Raw genomic sequence first — 14559 nt, 5'->3', positions numbered from 1 at the left:
CCGGTTATTTACGACAGCGTTTCACTCTTGCCGCAGCAGCGCTGCCAAGTTGTGGGCAGTTCGAAGCACGATGTCACGCTGACGCGGTGAAAGATCTTGCAGCGAAGCAATGAGCGTCCTCGCCTCATCCGTGGGATGTGGAGAGACTTGGGTTAGTAGCTCCTCGAACGACACGTTCAACGACTCGCAGAACATCGCCAAACGAGACAGAGAAGGCGCAATTTTCCCGCTTTCGATTCTGGACACGCTCTCCTTTTCGAGACCAAGCATTTCGCCTAACTGAGCTTGACTCAATCCGGCCTTTTTTCTGTATTCGGCCAAGCGTTTGCCCACCTCTTCAGTGATCCGCCTGCCTTGCTCTTTGTGCGTCGCCTCGCTCAAGGCAATCCCTCATATCACGTCATCGAATGACGCCGAGTGTTGCCTGTAGCGACCAACAATGAAATGACGTCAAATGCAACAGTTGCATTTCATGTTAACTTTTCCAAAAAAATGCCGTAAACAGTGGATGTTGGCCCTGATGCAGGACGAGCGAGGCGATGGGATAAGTTCAGGGAACAGCGAGAATAGTCCTAACGTTTTGATTTTTCGACAAAAAATATGTACGAAAGCGAAAACTCTGGATAGTATTTAACTGTCGATTTGACGAACTATTTGGAGAAAGCTATGAGCACGAAACCGGAAGCGAAGACCTCGGCTGCCCCTATGACCGCTGCCGAAGCACCGGCAGTTGCAACCACGAAGCCCGTCCGCAAGACGCCCGCAACCGATGCGCCGGAGAAATTCCGCGCTGCATTGCAGGAACTGGACGCGGAACGCACGGCGCTCGCGAAGTCGGCAATCGAAGACCTGAAGCCGGGGCGCGCCTTCGATCCGGTGGTCATCCGTCAGATCAATCGCATTGAGACGAAAAAGAATCGCCTGCTCGTTTCCCGGTTTGCGTCCCTGCTTCGGAAGAACGATCCGGAAGTGCAGGCCATCGTCTATCAGCTCGTCCAGCTCTGAGCGCGAACCGTGCCTGACGTATTGAATGACCGGGCGTACAGAGATGCGCCCGCGCTCCGAATGTGCGTTGCCTCGACAATGACGTGGCGGCGCGTTTGGCCGTTGAGTTTGGCTACGTAGCCATCGAGGCATCGTGCGTCGAACTCAACGTAATTGAAGAAGCAATACCAACTCAGACGAGAACAAAAATGATGTTGAAAGTTGCAACAGCACTGGCCATCGGGGTAAGCGCAGTATTGGTTTCTGCTTGCGGAGGAGGTAGTGGCGGCAGTTCCAACAGTCCGCCGCAGTCGGCGTCCGCGCCCGTCTCAGCGTCCGCACCTGTCGTATCAGAACCGACCCCGGCTACGCCCATTCCGGTTCAAAAGTCGTCGTATCTGAATAAGGTCACTGCGGCGCAAGCCATTGGCCCGCAAACGCTGCCCGCTGAAGTCACGTCTGGAAATGCCGTGGCGTTCGCGGACTTCTTTCAGGACGGCACGTACTCGATGGTCACGCACACGCTCGAATACAACTCGTCGGACCCGTCCACTGCGAACGACTTCGGCCACATTCGCTTCTATAAGAGCGTGAATGGATCGTGGGTCGATCACACGTCGGACATCCTCTCCAACAATGTCGGCTGTCTGCATCCGCGCAAAGCAATCGTGGCCGATTTCAATGGCGACGGGAAACCCGATGTACTTTTCGCATGCCATGGCTTCGATGCGTCGCCATTCCCCGGCGAACAGATGCACATGCTCTTGAGCCAGTCGGACGGCACGTATAAAAACGTAACGTTGCCGTTCACGGGCTTTTTCCATAGTGCATCCGCTGCTGATTACAGCGGCAAAGGATTCGCTGACATCGTCGTGGTCGATCCGCTCATAGCCGCAACGCCGTACTTCCTTGTTAACAACGGCGATGGAACGTTCACGAAAAGCACAACCCGGCTCCCGTCCGTCGTCAAGTACGGCACAAATGGATCGCAACCGGACCTGACGTGCACATCGAACTGCGGCGCGCAGATCTACACGACTGAACTGATCGACCTCAACAACACCGGCAAGTACGACCTGTTCCTCGGCGGTACTGCACCGGATGGCAATCAGGGTAACTGGGTTCCGACGATCTTCAAGAACAACGGCAACGATACATACAGCCAGACGAACGTTACCGAATTGCCGTACAACCCGACGTACGAACTGGCTCTTGATGTCTTGTCAGTGAACGGCGCGATCTACACGACGAACGTCCACCTCAACACGTCCGGCCCGCTGTACGGCTTCAGCGACATCGAGAAGGATGTCGGTTCCAGTTCGTCGCAGATCTATGTCGGCAACGCGAACTATCCGAATGGCTCGTCCTGGATCAACTGGATCATTCCGTATCAAGGAAAGATTGACGCTATCAATTCGACGTACGGTGTTTCGGCTGCTCAGTAGCAGACAAATGCACCTGATCGATCACTAATGAAAATTTTCGCGCTGTCCGATGGATAGCGCGAACGAAATGTAGAGCAACCTCCATCATGCATATCCTCGCCAAACTGCTCGCAGTCGCTGCAATCGGATTCCTCATCCTACTTATTCGCCCGCAATTGGCTTTACGCGTCGGCAACACAGTTCCTACGCGCGGCAAGCTTCTGATTCCATTTTTCACCTGTTGGATACTGACCGCCGTCGTGTCTCATGCCGCGCGATTTTCTGGCGATAGCGAAAACTCGCAGTCCTCCGCAGGCTCGGAGAGTGCTTCGGTAGTTCGCGCATCCTATGTATCCCCTGAGCGTCGGGAGCTTGCTGCGCGATTCGTGCAGATAAAAAAGATGGCCGATCTTTCCGACAGTGGTGGTCTACCGGAGCAGCAATATCCGGGTTGCAATGCGAGCCTTGTTCAGTTAGCCAGACTCACCGATCACCTTAGCGACGGTATCCAGACGCGCCTGAACATGCTTCGACGCAGCAACGCTGCTGATCCGGAGAACGATCCCAGCATGTCACCCATCTATGAATCGGATGCTCAGATGCTCGACCAGCCGATTCGCAATGCCCAATTGATTTGCGGGATGTAACACGCTAACTTTTCGACCCTATACAACAACACGCAGAGCATATGAAAACTCGCATCGTTTTGGCGTCACTCTTGATCGTCGCATCAACCTCAGCTTTCGCTAATGGTCCTGCTTTTAACTGCGCCAGAGCCTCTACCAAAGTCGAAAAGATGATCTGTGCAGACCCGACGCTATCTGCAGCCGATTCGGTCAACGCTGATCTGTATCGGGAAGTCTTGCAGGCATCTGACAACCAGAACCAGACCAAACAGGAGCAGCGTCAATGGCTCAAGACGCGAAACGCCTGCCAGACCGTTCAATGCATCGGTGACGCATACAACACCCGATACAACCAGCTCCAACACGAACGTCTCGCAAACAGCGGCGCGGTCAATCCCGATGGGTCTACCGGACATTGATGCTTCCACGTTATATCGCGACGAGGTGGCAAGCGCCATCGACATACAAGTCAACGAATCGACTAACGAACCAGGGCACCTGCCCTGGTTTTTTTTCGCCTATTGAATCCGCACTAACATTCTCAAGGAGTAGTCCAAATGTCCGCCACCAACGACCGTGACACCTCGGCGACCAATAATCCGTTCGCTGGTTTCGCCTTTCCGCTGATAGAACTAGGAAGGGTCGTCGTTACCCGCGCTGTACTTGAACACCTTGAACACAAGGGTATCGCTATCGACCCGTACCTATACCGTCACGAGCACGGCGATTGGGGCGACGTTACGCCGAAAGATGCAGAAACGAACCTGCTCGCAGCAATCCACGGCGCACGAATCTTTTCAGCATATGAGGTCGCGGGCAAGCGCGTATGGATCATCACGGAAGCCGATCAGACCTCGACCGCTGTATTATTTCCGAGTGAATACTGACGTGATGACGGCGACGCAAATGGACCTAGCTGACCGCTTGACGATCGCTGTGGAGTGGTTACGGGACGCTGACGGAATTCTGATTACGGCTGGCGCTGGTATGGGCATCGATTCCGGACTGCCGGACTTCCGTGGCACACATGGCTTCTGGAACGCGTATCCTGCATTGAAGTCAGAAGGCATCGGCTTTCAGGACATCGCTAACGGCGAAGCATTCCGAAATCATCCGATACGGACGTGGGGATTCTACGGCCACCGACTCAATCTCTATCGCCGCACCGTTCCGCATGCAGGCTACGACATCCTTCGGCGCTGGTCATCGACGAAAGAACGCGGCGCGTTCGTGTTCACCAGCAACGTGGACGGACACTTCCAGAAGGCTGGCTTTCCGGAGAATCGCGTTCTCGAATGTCACGGCTCAATCCACTTCCTTCAATGCTCGCGAGTCTGTTCACACGACGTTCGGTCGGCAGATGAATTCCAACCTGAGGTGGACGAGGAGCAATACTTCCTCACATCGCCGCTTCCGCGTTGTCCGAAGTGCGGCAGCGTAGCAAGACCGAACATCCTCATGTTCAACGACTGGGACTGGATCGAAACTCACGCAAAGCGTCAGCGTATGCGATTCGAAGCCTGGCTGTTGAGCGTCGAACGGTTGGTCGTCTTCGAACTTGGTGCAGGCCGGGCCCTTCCGACCGTTCGGAACATGAGCGAGAGAAACGGGCCTCGCGTCATTCGGATCAATCCACTCGATTACGCGATTGATCCGAGTGGCGGAATCGGCATCAGCGGTGGTGCGCTCGACATGCTGCGGCGGTTGGACGAAAGCATCGGCTGATCAACGCGAAGGACAGGCGACTCCTAAGAACTTCGCATGACCTACCAAGGCCGTTCGCCACCATGCTTCTGCCAGTGCTTAACCTTCTGTGCCATTTTTTTTAGTTTCATTGCATCATCCATTCGTCCCTGGGCCAGCAATTTGTTTACGTTTGACTGAACCATTTCATCTTGGCTATTCGGTGCAGGTTCCTGACGAATTTTCTCAAGTGCGTCAGCCTCCTTTTCTTTCCCCTGCGCCCGAAGTGCCTGAATAAGACGCTGAGCGTCGAAGGTCTTCCATTTCCAATGCACAAACTTGATTACTAATTTGGATAACATTCTGCAATCGCGTGTTTGGTTAATGAGAGGTCCAATGTGTTGCAAACAGCATAGTTGCTGCATTTTTGTGTTCACGAAGCAACACGGTGCGTTCGTGTTCACCAGCAATGTCGATGGACATTTCCAGAAGGCGACCTGCTAAATTTGACGCTTGACGACACCAAAGTACTCTTTAGGAATGCATAGACCGACATAGCGGCTGCCCGTTATCGGTCGGGTATTACTGGGATCAAGGAGGCGCACCGGAACGTCGATTCGCTGCAATCCAGCAGCCGTTACCAGTTGCATGGACACTGATGAAATTATCGGATTCTGCACCGATACTGCCTGAATGAGGGCAATGACAATCGCCCCGTTCAAGTCCGAAAGTGAACTGAACTGGCTTTGGGTATCTGGACCACGATCGAGGCGCATTTGCACTCGAGCATTGCCAAGAGGTCCACGAACCGTCTCCTTTCCCAGGTACATAAGGTGTTCGATGCCAGCCTTCTTCTCCGTGTTGAGATAGATGGAACCATCAGGGCGTGCAAACGCGTGGAATAGTTTTTCGGCATCTTGGGCGGACATGTACCCGAGGCCCTGTTGTGCATCAACAATGCACGAGCGCTCGATTGCATCAAGCTCAATCGCGCTATTCGGTGGCAATCGAAGTTGAGTCGGCGCGAGAAGCTTCATTTGAACTGAAACCGCCCCAGCAGGCACCATTTCAGCTTCGTTCAGAAGTTCGACAGAAACGTCCGTATCTCCCCAGTTGACGCGAGTCCCAATCTGTTCAAGGCTAGTGATATAGAAGTCTCGATCCTTGTTTTGCTCATATACGTTCCAGATGGACAAGGCAAAGAGCAGAAGGGAGAGTCCTTTTGCAACCTGCCACCCAAACCGAGACTGTTTTAGATACTGGAACAGGGTGAGCGTAATGGAAACTGCGAAGATCGTGATAGAAAGTATCATAAGCGAATGAGCTGCTAAGTTAGCCCCAAGTCGGGGTTTAATACTTGCCTTTCGAAGCGATCAGTTTCTTGCGGAGGCTGTCTATCCGGGCTCTGCGCTGTCCACACAGTTCAGCGAGCGCATGTTCGTAAATTTCGAGCGCATCGAGTAGCGCCTCACGGCTAACCTCATCGCCGTGAGAACCGAGGTTTCCGATCATTCTCAGCGCGGTAAGGGTAGGTGCGTGCTCAGGCTCGATTTTCGCGAACAAATTGATTCGTGCGTTGAGATCCAGCTGGACAGACTTTCCTTTTACGTTTATAGCAGAGCGAGAGATCTTAAAGTAATCTAGCAAAAGTTCAACACTGACGCGTAAGCGGTTCGCGCACGAACTGAAATCTGTCCAGTAAAGTTCAAAACTTTTTTCGATTTGAGCCTCAACCTCTCTCGGCATCTCCTTAGGCAAGGCCATCATCGGAGGCGCAGGAAAAAAAGCTCTAGGCCGAAGCAAGGATACGAGTGCCCAAGAATTCAGTTCCTCGTCATAGTATTCGGATATCGTCGTGTCGCCAACGACGCAAACCACCTCTGCGCAGCCCGAGTTATCGCACAACAGCTTCAGGTTGAATCGCTCAACATCCCAGTCCGGCTCCCAGTCAGGGTGTTGTGCCTGTGTTTTCGAATATTCTGGCTCAACGACTGACAGTGAATCAACAGCCTGCGCCAAACGGCCCGACCTACACCGCGGGCACGAGAAGCGAGGCAATTCGCTTCGGGAATACTCACCAGACCACAATTCACGCTCAAAGCTCACTCTAGCTTCTCCGAAATATGCCGCGTTTGCGCATCGACACAGGCTCCGTTCCTTGGTCGGTCTGTGCACACCTTCATGCATTGGATATCGGCATTGGTCGCGCCCGACTTTAGAGCTATCAGTCGGTTTTAGTGAACCTATGTACGCAGATCCGTCAAGCCTATGGCAATTTCGCGAACGTCTTCGTTTCGCGCGTCGTAGAGTAGGCTGGCTTCAAAATAACAGCGCACCCACATGCTCATATCTACGAAATCCCCATCGGGCGTGATGGTTTGGAACGTAGCGTCAATTTCGTGCTTCTGCGCGCGGTAAACGTCTGCAGCGACCTTTAACGATACGCTGACTATTCGGAGGTTGAAGCGAACGCCCACATAGGAAAGCGTCGGGGATATATGCTGGCACTGGACAACAGTGAAATCTTCAATGCCCTCAATGACTTCCCAATCAGAATTCTGGGTCACTAGCCCTGATAGACACAGCATCGCAAGGAACTTCCTAGTCCCGTCGCCCTCAAGGTAATCGCCAACATCCAAAGATATAGCAGTCTCGATCGTGTCTGTATGTTGCTCAATGAACGCAACCAGATCGATGTCGTGACCGGCCGGTTGCATCTGAACATCGTTGAAGTCAGAAAGCTTGTTGTACAAAAAAAGCTCGTTATCGAGCTTCTTTGTATCCCAATCCGCTTGCAAGTGATGGTGAAGCCTCAGGCGGTCGCCGCCCTTCTCGAAAAAGTCGTTCTTATTCTCGTTGATGAACACAACGTAGCGATCCGAGTTCGATCCCTTGATGAAAGCCAGCAGCGTCAGCCACATCAGCGCGTCGCGATATCCCTTCTCGTTTGACTGAAATGGCATCTCCTTCCGAATCGCTTTATCGACAAGACGCTGATGACCAACATGATCATACGAAGCAACCGCGACGTCTTGGAAGCGAGAACGCAAGATTTGGACAAAATCGTAGCTGTCGGGCGTGGTGATTTCCGGCCAATCGAAACGCGCGAATGTCAATCTTGCACAGGCATCCTTGAGCTTCTTTTCGTCCGCCCGGAAATTGCTGACATGTTCCTCGAACTTAGCACTAACTTCATCAACGACGACCTGAGAAACCACCAAGGTTGCCGCAACACTGTTTGCATGATGGACAAGACGCTCGAACTCTGCGCTGCGCAAATACCAGTTGTTGAAGAAAATATTCGAGTCTAGGATGATGTACATATATTATTGTAACTTCCACGCACGATTAGACATACGTTAGCGTCGTCACGAAGCAGGAAGTCTAACGTCTTTGACAGACATCGTCACGTTTCGGCACCTATGAATGCAAGCATTTCTTCGACCGAAGTATATTCAGTCCACGGACCTTTCTTCGCTCGCAAGATAGATAGCACAACTCCATCATCAAGGCCGGTATCGTTCGTTTTCGAGATTCTGGCGAGCAATACGTGGTTATGTTGAACTCTTGCGTCGTTGGCCCTCTTGATACGCTTCCGCACATTCACGAGATGTCTCCTTGTTCATACGCCCACATGTCTCGCGTTGGTATCCTCAAAACAGGTCAGCGCTGATCTGCTTCAATCGTACCGGGTTGTCTTCGACATATCGCGCGGTCATGCCGATTGATGCGTGTCCCATCAATGTCGATACGGCCTTGATGTCTACACCCTTCTCGATCAGGGTCGTCGCGAACGTGCGACGACCCGAATGGCTCGATGCGCCCTGCAATCGAGCCTTCGCGTACATTCGATGGAAAAGCTGTTGCAACGTGTTCGGTGAGAATTGTCCACCCTTCTGAGAACGGAACAATGGCGCATCGAAGTTGAACAGGATGCCTTCGCCCTTCCGCCGCTCGTTCAAATAGTCACGAATCGCATCTGCAACTTTCGGGTTCGTCAAGTACGCATGGCGTTGCTTATTGCCCTTCGTCATCGAGCCGTCGAGATTAATTTCGTCCAGCAGTTCGCCATCAACGCCGAGCACATGACGAATTCGAAGCGATGCCATCTCTTTCGCGCGAAGGCCGAGCCCGAACGAACAATAGAGAAGCGCAACATTTCGCTTCGCATGGGCCTCTTTCTTCATCGCGTTGACGACGCGGCGGAACTCCGATTCGGTCAATACCTTCGCCTGACCATCGCGCACAATTCACCTCAGAATGTTTATTAATTTCGCTATGCGAATCATTTATAAACATTCTATCCAGCCCTCTGGGCTTCGTACACTGGCAGGATGGCTTGCTGCAACGAAATGTTTACTATTTGTAATTAGTAAACATTCCTGCTGGGACACTGGCTGAACATGGACATATCAAAGGCCAGCCGCCAAGGTCGCCGTCAGGGACGGCCGAGCGGCTGGCCGGACTGGTCAACACAGGCCGACGCAAGCCGCCGCCCTGTGTGGCCCGCCTCAAGGTGTACATTTTCGCAGCCAAGCCCAGTAGACGAATACACGTAGGTGTTACTACAGGTCCACTGAAAAGCTCGACATTTTTGTACAGCGCCCAGCCCGACGCTCCCATCTTGATATTGCCCGGTCGATGTACATTTTTGCAGCCGAGCCCAGTAGGTTGATATACGTTGGTGTTACTACATATCTACCGAAAAGCTCAACATTTTTGTACATCGCCGAAGCCCTAAATGGCAGCAACTTCTGCGTCATTTACCAAAGGCGATAGCTCTGCCATGCGTTTGTAGTCGATGACATAGCCAGTGCTGTCCTTCTTTCGATTCTTTTTGATCGCGATACCAAGACGGCCTAAGATTGCGTTGAAGACCTTCGTTTTCGCTTCCAGTGCCTCTGGCGTTGCGAAGTGGGTGCCCAAGAACATGTTCACCTCCTTCATCTTCGTTGAAGCATACCGCGAGACACTATCGATCATCTCGGCTGTTACGATCCATTCCAGTTGCGCCAACTGCTCGCGCCGATGCTTCGATGCTTCTCGGCCCGGACGCGAATTCGAATCGCCGATGATGCGCATTGATTCAGCGTACTCATCTTCGATTTCCTTATAACGCGCAGCCCGCCGAAATGCCTCTCCTCGATTGATGCCTGATGCCTCAAGCGCACCATCGAACAGGTCGCGCTTCATGACGCGGTGCTCATAGTCGGTTAAAGCGCGGGTGACCCGATCACTCGTCCGTTCGTACTGGTCACGCTCCAACGCCAGTGCTCTCGAATCCCGCAGCAGTCGCACATTCTTCAGCACCTCACGCACTTCGTCGGTTTGGTACTGCTGGATCTGCTGCAACGTTACCTGCGCTGGCGATTTCAGCCGGAAGAATTCGCAGACAGCCCACTTCGTCAATGACCGTTTCTGGTCGCGGGAAAGATCGGAACGATCTTTCGCACGCAACACATCGGCTTCTCCGAAGTCGATGTTCTTTGCCTCTAGGATGAGGGTAGCCTTTTTCGTACCGAACGGATCTATACCAAACTTCAACATCTCACTGCCGGCCTTCTTCATCGCCACATCGGTCGCCACCAACGAAACCCGCCAGCCTTCTTCGATCTTCAGATCGCGGAATTTCTCGATGCGCTTCATCTTCCATTCCTGATTGCACCAAGTGATTCGTGCATGCATATCAAGGAATGTTTCCTGCGCTCGGGTGATCGAGGCATCTTCATCTGGAAAAATGATACGTCGAGTTCGAACCTCCTTCTCCAACACTCCGTTGCGAATTGCTGCTTCTGATTCAAACTCCCGTTTGCCGCCACCGTGTATCCACACCTTCACCGTATCGCATTTGCGGACGCGGCTGATGGCCTGATCACAATCCTGATAGGTGTAAATGTTTCCACTGAAAATGCCGTACACGGCTTCGAACCATTTGACATCGATACTAACGCCCGTGCTGAGCGTCGATGTGGAAATGAGAACCTGATATTTCTTCGCCTCTTCGTTCGGATTCTGGAAGAACGCTTTGTGACGATCCTCGTTGTTCGTCTCTCCCGTCAACATCAATACGTCGATTTTCTGGCCGTCTGTCCGAACCAACCCTTCCAACAGGGACTTCAATGTATTTGCAAAGCCGAGTTCGCTGACGGGTACGTACACGCGCTTGCCATCGACAATGGCGGTAACGAGTTCGGCGATCAGGTGGTTTTTGTCCTGATAGATCTCGATGGCCCGATCCGTTTTCCACTCATTGACGATGGAGAGAAGCCGGTCGGATTCGAAATTGCAGCGCAATTTCGACATCGCGTAACCAGTGAGTTCATGGGTCATATCTGCATCCAGACAGATGATCTGCTTTGCATTCCATGCCAGTTTGACCAGAACGTTGAAGATCGCCTCTCGTTTGGCCCTCGTCGTTTCTCCTATGAGATGCCGGAAGACTTGTTCGGATTCGTCGATTATAAGAATGTCATAGGCGCAGTTCTCCACAAGCTCGATACTGTCCAGACTGACAGAATAGCCCCAATGCGCATCCTTGTCGTCCAGGTAGCACTTCAGGTTCAGTTCGTTCGATAGCACGGTCGCCAACGATTGCCGATGCGATATTTGAAGTCGGCTACGCTGACGCGGAATTGATTCTAGATATTTGGCCGTCCATTTCGTCTTGCCAGTTCCCTTCGGCGCCTTCACGAAGATGATGTTGGCGTCATGCAAACGACGGTCATCCGTCGAGACATCCAACGCAAGGTAGCGACTATCGACCCGTATTTCATCGTACAGCCCTGCGTCCTCAACCGACTGCAACGGGCGCTTGTATGGGACCAGATCAGGCTGCTGATGCCACTGCGGCGAAACATTCTTCTCCGAATAGGTGTGGAACGGCGACTTGCTCATTGCTTCGCCTCCCGTTCGGCACGCAGACGCTTACGTTCCGCGATCATTGCCAGACCATCGGCAATGTCGTCTCCCTGTGCCTGCCACATATAGATTGTTCCACACTTCTTGCACACCAAGCGGGGACGCCCACTGTTTGATACATCCACGAATTCGGACGGATTGGTATCGCCATGAGACGGAAACGGGCACAGCACTTTCGAAATCTTTCGGTCTATGTCCTTGACCTTGATCGGTCCTGACGCCGTTTCGAGAACGTCATATGGCATCAAACGGTGCTCGCTCTGCCGATTGTTGGTCATGGTTGCATTGGCAGTGTTCGATTCCACTGCGGCCAAAGAAATCGACTCGAACATGCGCCAATCAAGCAACGCACCTTCGTTACGCCATGCACGCGCATGCGCGGCGTACTCTTCGAATACACCAGGAAGAAGAAAGACTTGTCCGATTACATAAGTGACATCATCCGCGATGTTGCGATCGTCGCCGTCGATCCATTTTTCAATTTTACGATGAAGCCGCTGAAAGTCCTCCTTCGGCATCGGATCGGCAAACGGAAGCACCACGCGGAACTTGTCCTTGTCTTCATGGCGATGCCGCAAAGAGGTATAGCAGACGTACTCGTATTCGCCGAAGCGTTTCCGAACTTCCTCAACGGGCAAACGGCCATCGAAGTCGATGATCAGCATGGACGTTTCGACCACGTTCGACTTGAGACGTCGGACATGGGTCTTGCTGAAACACTTGATCGGCTTTCCGTTCTTCTCCCCATGATCAACGGTTAGATCGTCAACGCTTTTGTAGCGCCATGCACTGAACGATGGCAGAGTCAGCTTGTCGGCAACGACAACTGGATGACCTGAGATCAAAATGGATGCCAGTTCATCCCAAGACGCAAGCGCAGGCTTCACGACATTGTCGTAGACGCTATTGAAATTTGTGTAATTGATTTGTAGTGCAGAATTAGGCACGTTGATTCCTCGCAAGACGCGATGTATGCGGAAATATGCACAGGTGATCCGCTTCGCTAGGTTATGGGTCGAGTTACCAGATCGACCGTCGCGAAGGTCAGCAGGAGGCCGTCATTTCATTGGTAACGGCGCGAAGCGGTGACGACCGCCCTGCTGGCTTGCGACAGTCCTATTTATTGGCCTATTCGATGGCGTGCCCGTCGTCACACATGACACGCACGCGGATCTCTACGTACTGGCCATTGGCCTTACATACCTGCTCATGAACGATGGAATACCACTTGATCAGGTCAACGAGGTTAGTGAATCCATAGTTGAATGCGCTAACACGCCACCCACCGCTATCGAGATGACAGCACGAGACGGCACAAAACGCGCGTTCATCCAGCCACTTCAAGAAGACATCCGCATGGTCTTTCGACCCGAAGTACGCGGTGTGCCAGATGTCGCGATGCTGGTCCTCGTCATCTCCACCGTCCTGCAGGCGTTTGACTGCATCGACCAATGCGATGATGTCGTCGTCCTGTTTTTTTCGACCCATGCGGGTGGCAACAAAATCCGAAGGAGGAACCTCCGCAATAGACATGAAATGCGGAGCCACGCCATCTTCTTCGGTATTGGTTTGATTGCTCATATCGGTCCTGATGAGTATTTCTGTGTACTTGTTGGTTATCCGACCGTCTACGAAAACGGTCGGTCGATTTCGGATTACGCTACGAGCAATTGCGTCGCGTTAGACTCGTCATGATTTACCGATTGGTCGCGCGGAGCCATGGTTACGATGCTCCAAATGGGGCCATCATTCTCGGGATGAAGAGATTCGTCCGGAACATCCGTGGACATGGTAGGAAGCACGACGCCGTCATATTCCCCACCTGCCTTCTCGACCATTTTCTTGACGATGCAATTCATATGCGCCATGTGGGGGAGGGTCGCATTTCCGATGCGGAAAAAATCGATGCGCCACAACGGCACGCCCAAAAATTTCATTACGTTCACGTCGATGTAGCCGTTGGAAGCCAGTTTCTTGGCGAAGCGATCCGACGCCTTTTCCGATTTGAAGTAGGAAACGTGGCGAATCCGGCGCAGACGGTCGGGGATATCGCCCATTTCCTTCGCGTGATTAAGCATCGACACGATGGTTGCCAACTCGAGCGAGTCATGCGATTTTTTTTTCAAGTCCGCGTACTCTTCCGGCAAGACCAGGGTGTTCGCGCGCTCGCCGTCGATCCGGTCCATCCACGTAATTTCGCAATCTTCTGCTTTCATTTTCATTTCCTTTCGACAATTAAGTAGGCATGCTTACTATTTCATAGCGATGCATGCCGTATTCGGATAGTTTTTATCTAGATTGATACGTTAAGCAGCGCCCACGGCGGACGATTGGCTCAACGGGTTCAGCGCGTTGACAGTCGAATGGTGGGGTGCATCGTTCGAAGCCTGAACCTCACCGCTCGGAGTTTGAGCTGCGTTATTCGAAGCCTGAGCCTCGTCGGCAACGGACGCACCCGAAGAGTTGGTCTTATTCCTCATGGCTGCTTCCTTTGCTGCTTCCTTTGCTGCTTCCTTGGCTGCTTTCTTGGCGGCATCCTTGGCAACCCATTCCGGGTTCCAATAACGCGGGTCCTTCTTGGTTTCCTTGGTGAGCCAACCGGGGCAATGACCCCTTCCGGAGTGCGTGTCGCCAGTTTCGGGGTTGCGATACTTATCGACGACCGGCACGGCAGGTTTTGCTGCTGCGAGTGCGATGCGCACCTGCTCCAACGTAATCCCGGCCGCGGTCATGCGTTCTACGATTTCAGGAAGAGCCCGATTACAGGCTTCCCGACGCATATCCTTACGGCGTTCCTTGAGGGCGGCCATGCGTTGCTTGAGAGCGGCGACCTCGGCTTCGTATTGCACGAATTCTGCTTCGATTTGTTGATAAGTCCGCATAAATCCTCCGATTTGTTGATAGGTTTGCATCGGGCAATCTTC

Annotated in this window: 17 protein-coding genes; 6 read left to right on the top strand and 11 right to left on the bottom strand. The window is 52.7% G+C overall.

Annotation, left to right across the window (positions count from 1 at the left end; all coding sequences use genetic code 11):
* Nucleotides 1-21 precede the first annotated feature (21 nt).
* Nucleotides 22-381, bottom strand: coding sequence for a helix-turn-helix domain-containing protein (locus HF916_RS29445; protein ID WP_168792430.1), 360 nt, complete (start codon nt 379-381; stop codon nt 22-24).
* A 285-nt stretch (nt 382-666) separates the two neighbouring features.
* Here HF916_RS29445 and HF916_RS29440 point away from each other — a divergent pair, with 285 nt between their 5' ends.
* The 6 genes from HF916_RS29440 to HF916_RS29415 all read left to right on the top strand — a co-directional run bounded on the left by HF916_RS29440 (nt 667) and on the right by HF916_RS29415 (nt 4759).
* Nucleotides 667-1005 carry a hypothetical protein gene (locus tag HF916_RS29440; RefSeq protein ID WP_168792429.1) on the top strand — a complete coding sequence of 113 codons (339 nt, stop codon included), beginning with the start codon at nt 667-669 and terminating at the stop codon, nt 1003-1005.
* Nucleotides 1006-1454: 449 nt separating this feature from the next.
* Nucleotides 1455-2429 carry an FG-GAP repeat domain-containing protein gene (locus tag HF916_RS29435; protein WP_168792428.1) on the top strand — a complete coding sequence of 325 codons (975 nt, stop codon included), beginning with the start codon at nt 1455-1457 and terminating at the stop codon, nt 2427-2429.
* Between the two features lie 86 nt (nt 2430-2515).
* Complete coding sequence (locus tag HF916_RS29430) at nt 2516-3055, top strand: hypothetical protein (RefSeq protein ID WP_168792427.1); 540 nt, start codon at nt 2516-2518, stop codon at nt 3053-3055.
* A gap of 41 nt (nt 3056-3096) precedes the next feature.
* Entirely contained in the window at nt 3097-3453 is a 357-nt protein-coding gene (locus tag HF916_RS29425) for a lysozyme inhibitor LprI family protein (RefSeq protein ID WP_168792426.1), read from the top strand.
* A gap of 138 nt (nt 3454-3591) precedes the next feature.
* Complete coding sequence (locus HF916_RS51050) at nt 3592-3921, top strand: hypothetical protein (protein ID WP_168792425.1); 330 nt, start codon at nt 3592-3594, stop codon at nt 3919-3921.
* A gap of 100 nt (nt 3922-4021) precedes the next feature.
* Nucleotides 4022-4759 carry an SIR2 family NAD-dependent protein deacylase gene (locus HF916_RS29415; RefSeq protein WP_346777743.1) on the top strand — a complete coding sequence of 246 codons (738 nt, stop codon included), beginning with the start codon at nt 4022-4024 and terminating at the stop codon, nt 4757-4759.
* A gap of 41 nt (nt 4760-4800) precedes the next feature.
* On the opposite strand, the gene HF916_RS29410 is transcribed toward HF916_RS29415, so the two are convergent.
* From HF916_RS29410 to HF916_RS29365, 10 genes are all read right to left on the bottom strand, one after another.
* The gene (locus tag HF916_RS29410) at nt 4801-5079 is read right to left on the bottom strand and encodes a hypothetical protein (protein ID WP_168792423.1); all 279 of its coding nucleotides are present in this window, start codon (nt 5077-5079) and stop codon (nt 4801-4803) included.
* A 138-nt stretch (nt 5080-5217) separates the two neighbouring features.
* Complete coding sequence (locus tag HF916_RS29405) at nt 5218-6030, bottom strand: hypothetical protein (protein WP_168792422.1); 813 nt, start codon at nt 6028-6030, stop codon at nt 5218-5220.
* A 37-nt stretch (nt 6031-6067) separates the two neighbouring features.
* Nucleotides 6068-6736 (bottom strand): DUF4145 domain-containing protein, encoded by a 669-nt coding sequence (locus HF916_RS29400; RefSeq protein WP_168792421.1) that lies wholly within the window; start codon nt 6734-6736, stop codon nt 6068-6070.
* Nucleotides 6737-6960: 224 nt separating this feature from the next.
* A complete protein-coding gene (locus tag HF916_RS29395) occupies nt 6961-8040 on the bottom strand; it encodes a PIN domain-containing protein (RefSeq protein WP_168792420.1) in 1080 nt (359 codons plus the stop codon).
* A gap of 330 nt (nt 8041-8370) precedes the next feature.
* Nucleotides 8371-8940, bottom strand: coding sequence for a tyrosine-type recombinase/integrase (locus HF916_RS29390; RefSeq protein ID WP_206002012.1), 570 nt, complete (start codon nt 8938-8940; stop codon nt 8371-8373).
* Between the two features lie 514 nt (nt 8941-9454).
* The gene (locus HF916_RS29385) at nt 9455-11611 is read right to left on the bottom strand and encodes a plasmid replication protein, CyRepA1 family (protein ID WP_168792419.1); all 2157 of its coding nucleotides are present in this window, start codon (nt 11609-11611) and stop codon (nt 9455-9457) included.
* Complete coding sequence (locus HF916_RS29380) at nt 11608-12582, bottom strand: hypothetical protein (protein ID WP_168792418.1); 975 nt, start codon at nt 12580-12582, stop codon at nt 11608-11610. Before HF916_RS29380 ends, HF916_RS29385 begins: the two co-directional genes overlap by 4 nt.
* A gap of 181 nt (nt 12583-12763) precedes the next feature.
* Complete coding sequence (locus tag HF916_RS29375; protein WP_168792417.1) at nt 12764-13216, bottom strand: hypothetical protein; 453 nt, start codon at nt 13214-13216, stop codon at nt 12764-12766.
* 74 nt (nt 13217-13290) lie between these two features.
* Nucleotides 13291-13851, bottom strand: coding sequence for a ribonuclease E inhibitor RraB (locus HF916_RS29370; RefSeq protein ID WP_168792416.1), 561 nt, complete (start codon nt 13849-13851; stop codon nt 13291-13293).
* Nucleotides 13852-13941: 90 nt separating this feature from the next.
* Nucleotides 13942-14547, bottom strand: a complete 606-nt coding sequence (locus tag HF916_RS29365; protein ID WP_168792415.1) for an H-NS histone family protein — start codon at nt 14545-14547, stop codon at nt 13942-13944.
* Between the last annotated feature and the right edge of the window lie 12 nt (nt 14548-14559).

This window comes from Paraburkholderia aromaticivorans (assembly GCF_012689525.1).
In the GTDB taxonomy this organism is placed as follows: Bacteria; Pseudomonadota; Gammaproteobacteria; order Burkholderiales; family Burkholderiaceae; genus Paraburkholderia; species Paraburkholderia aromaticivorans_A.
The sequence above is the reverse complement of the archived record's forward strand: the minus strand, read 5'-3'. Positions and strand labels throughout refer to the sequence as shown.

Coding starts and splice junctions, on each gene's coding strand:
- HF916_RS29440 (WP_168792429.1), top strand. CDS start 667: ATGAGCACGAAACCGGAAGCGAAGACCTCGGCTGCCCCTATGACCGCT.
- HF916_RS29430 (WP_168792427.1), top strand. CDS start 2,516: ATGCATATCCTCGCCAAACTGCTCGCAGTCGCTGCAATCGGATTCCTC.
- HF916_RS29425 (WP_168792426.1), top strand. CDS start 3,097: ATGAAAACTCGCATCGTTTTGGCGTCACTCTTGATCGTCGCATCAACC.
- HF916_RS51050 (WP_168792425.1), top strand. CDS start 3,592: ATGTCCGCCACCAACGACCGTGACACCTCGGCGACCAATAATCCGTTC.
- HF916_RS29415 (WP_346777743.1), top strand. CDS start 4,022: ATGGGCATCGATTCCGGACTGCCGGACTTCCGTGGCACACATGGCTTC.
- HF916_RS29410 (WP_168792423.1), bottom strand. CDS start 5,079: ATGTTATCCAAATTAGTAATCAAGTTTGTGCATTGGAAATGGAAGACC.
- HF916_RS29405 (WP_168792422.1), bottom strand. CDS start 6,030: ATGATACTTTCTATCACGATCTTCGCAGTTTCCATTACGCTCACCCTG.
- HF916_RS29395 (WP_168792420.1), bottom strand. CDS start 8,040: ATGTACATCATCCTAGACTCGAATATTTTCTTCAACAACTGGTATTTG.
- HF916_RS29385 (WP_168792419.1), bottom strand. CDS start 11,611: ATGAGCAAGTCGCCGTTCCACACCTATTCGGAGAAGAATGTTTCGCCG.
- HF916_RS29375 (WP_168792417.1), bottom strand. CDS start 13,216: ATGAGCAATCAAACCAATACCGAAGAAGATGGCGTGGCTCCGCATTTC.
- HF916_RS29370 (WP_168792416.1), bottom strand. CDS start 13,851: ATGAAAGCAGAAGATTGCGAAATTACGTGGATGGACCGGATCGACGGC.
- HF916_RS29365 (WP_168792415.1), bottom strand. CDS start 14,547: ATGCAAACCTATCAACAAATCGGAGGATTTATGCGGACTTATCAACAA.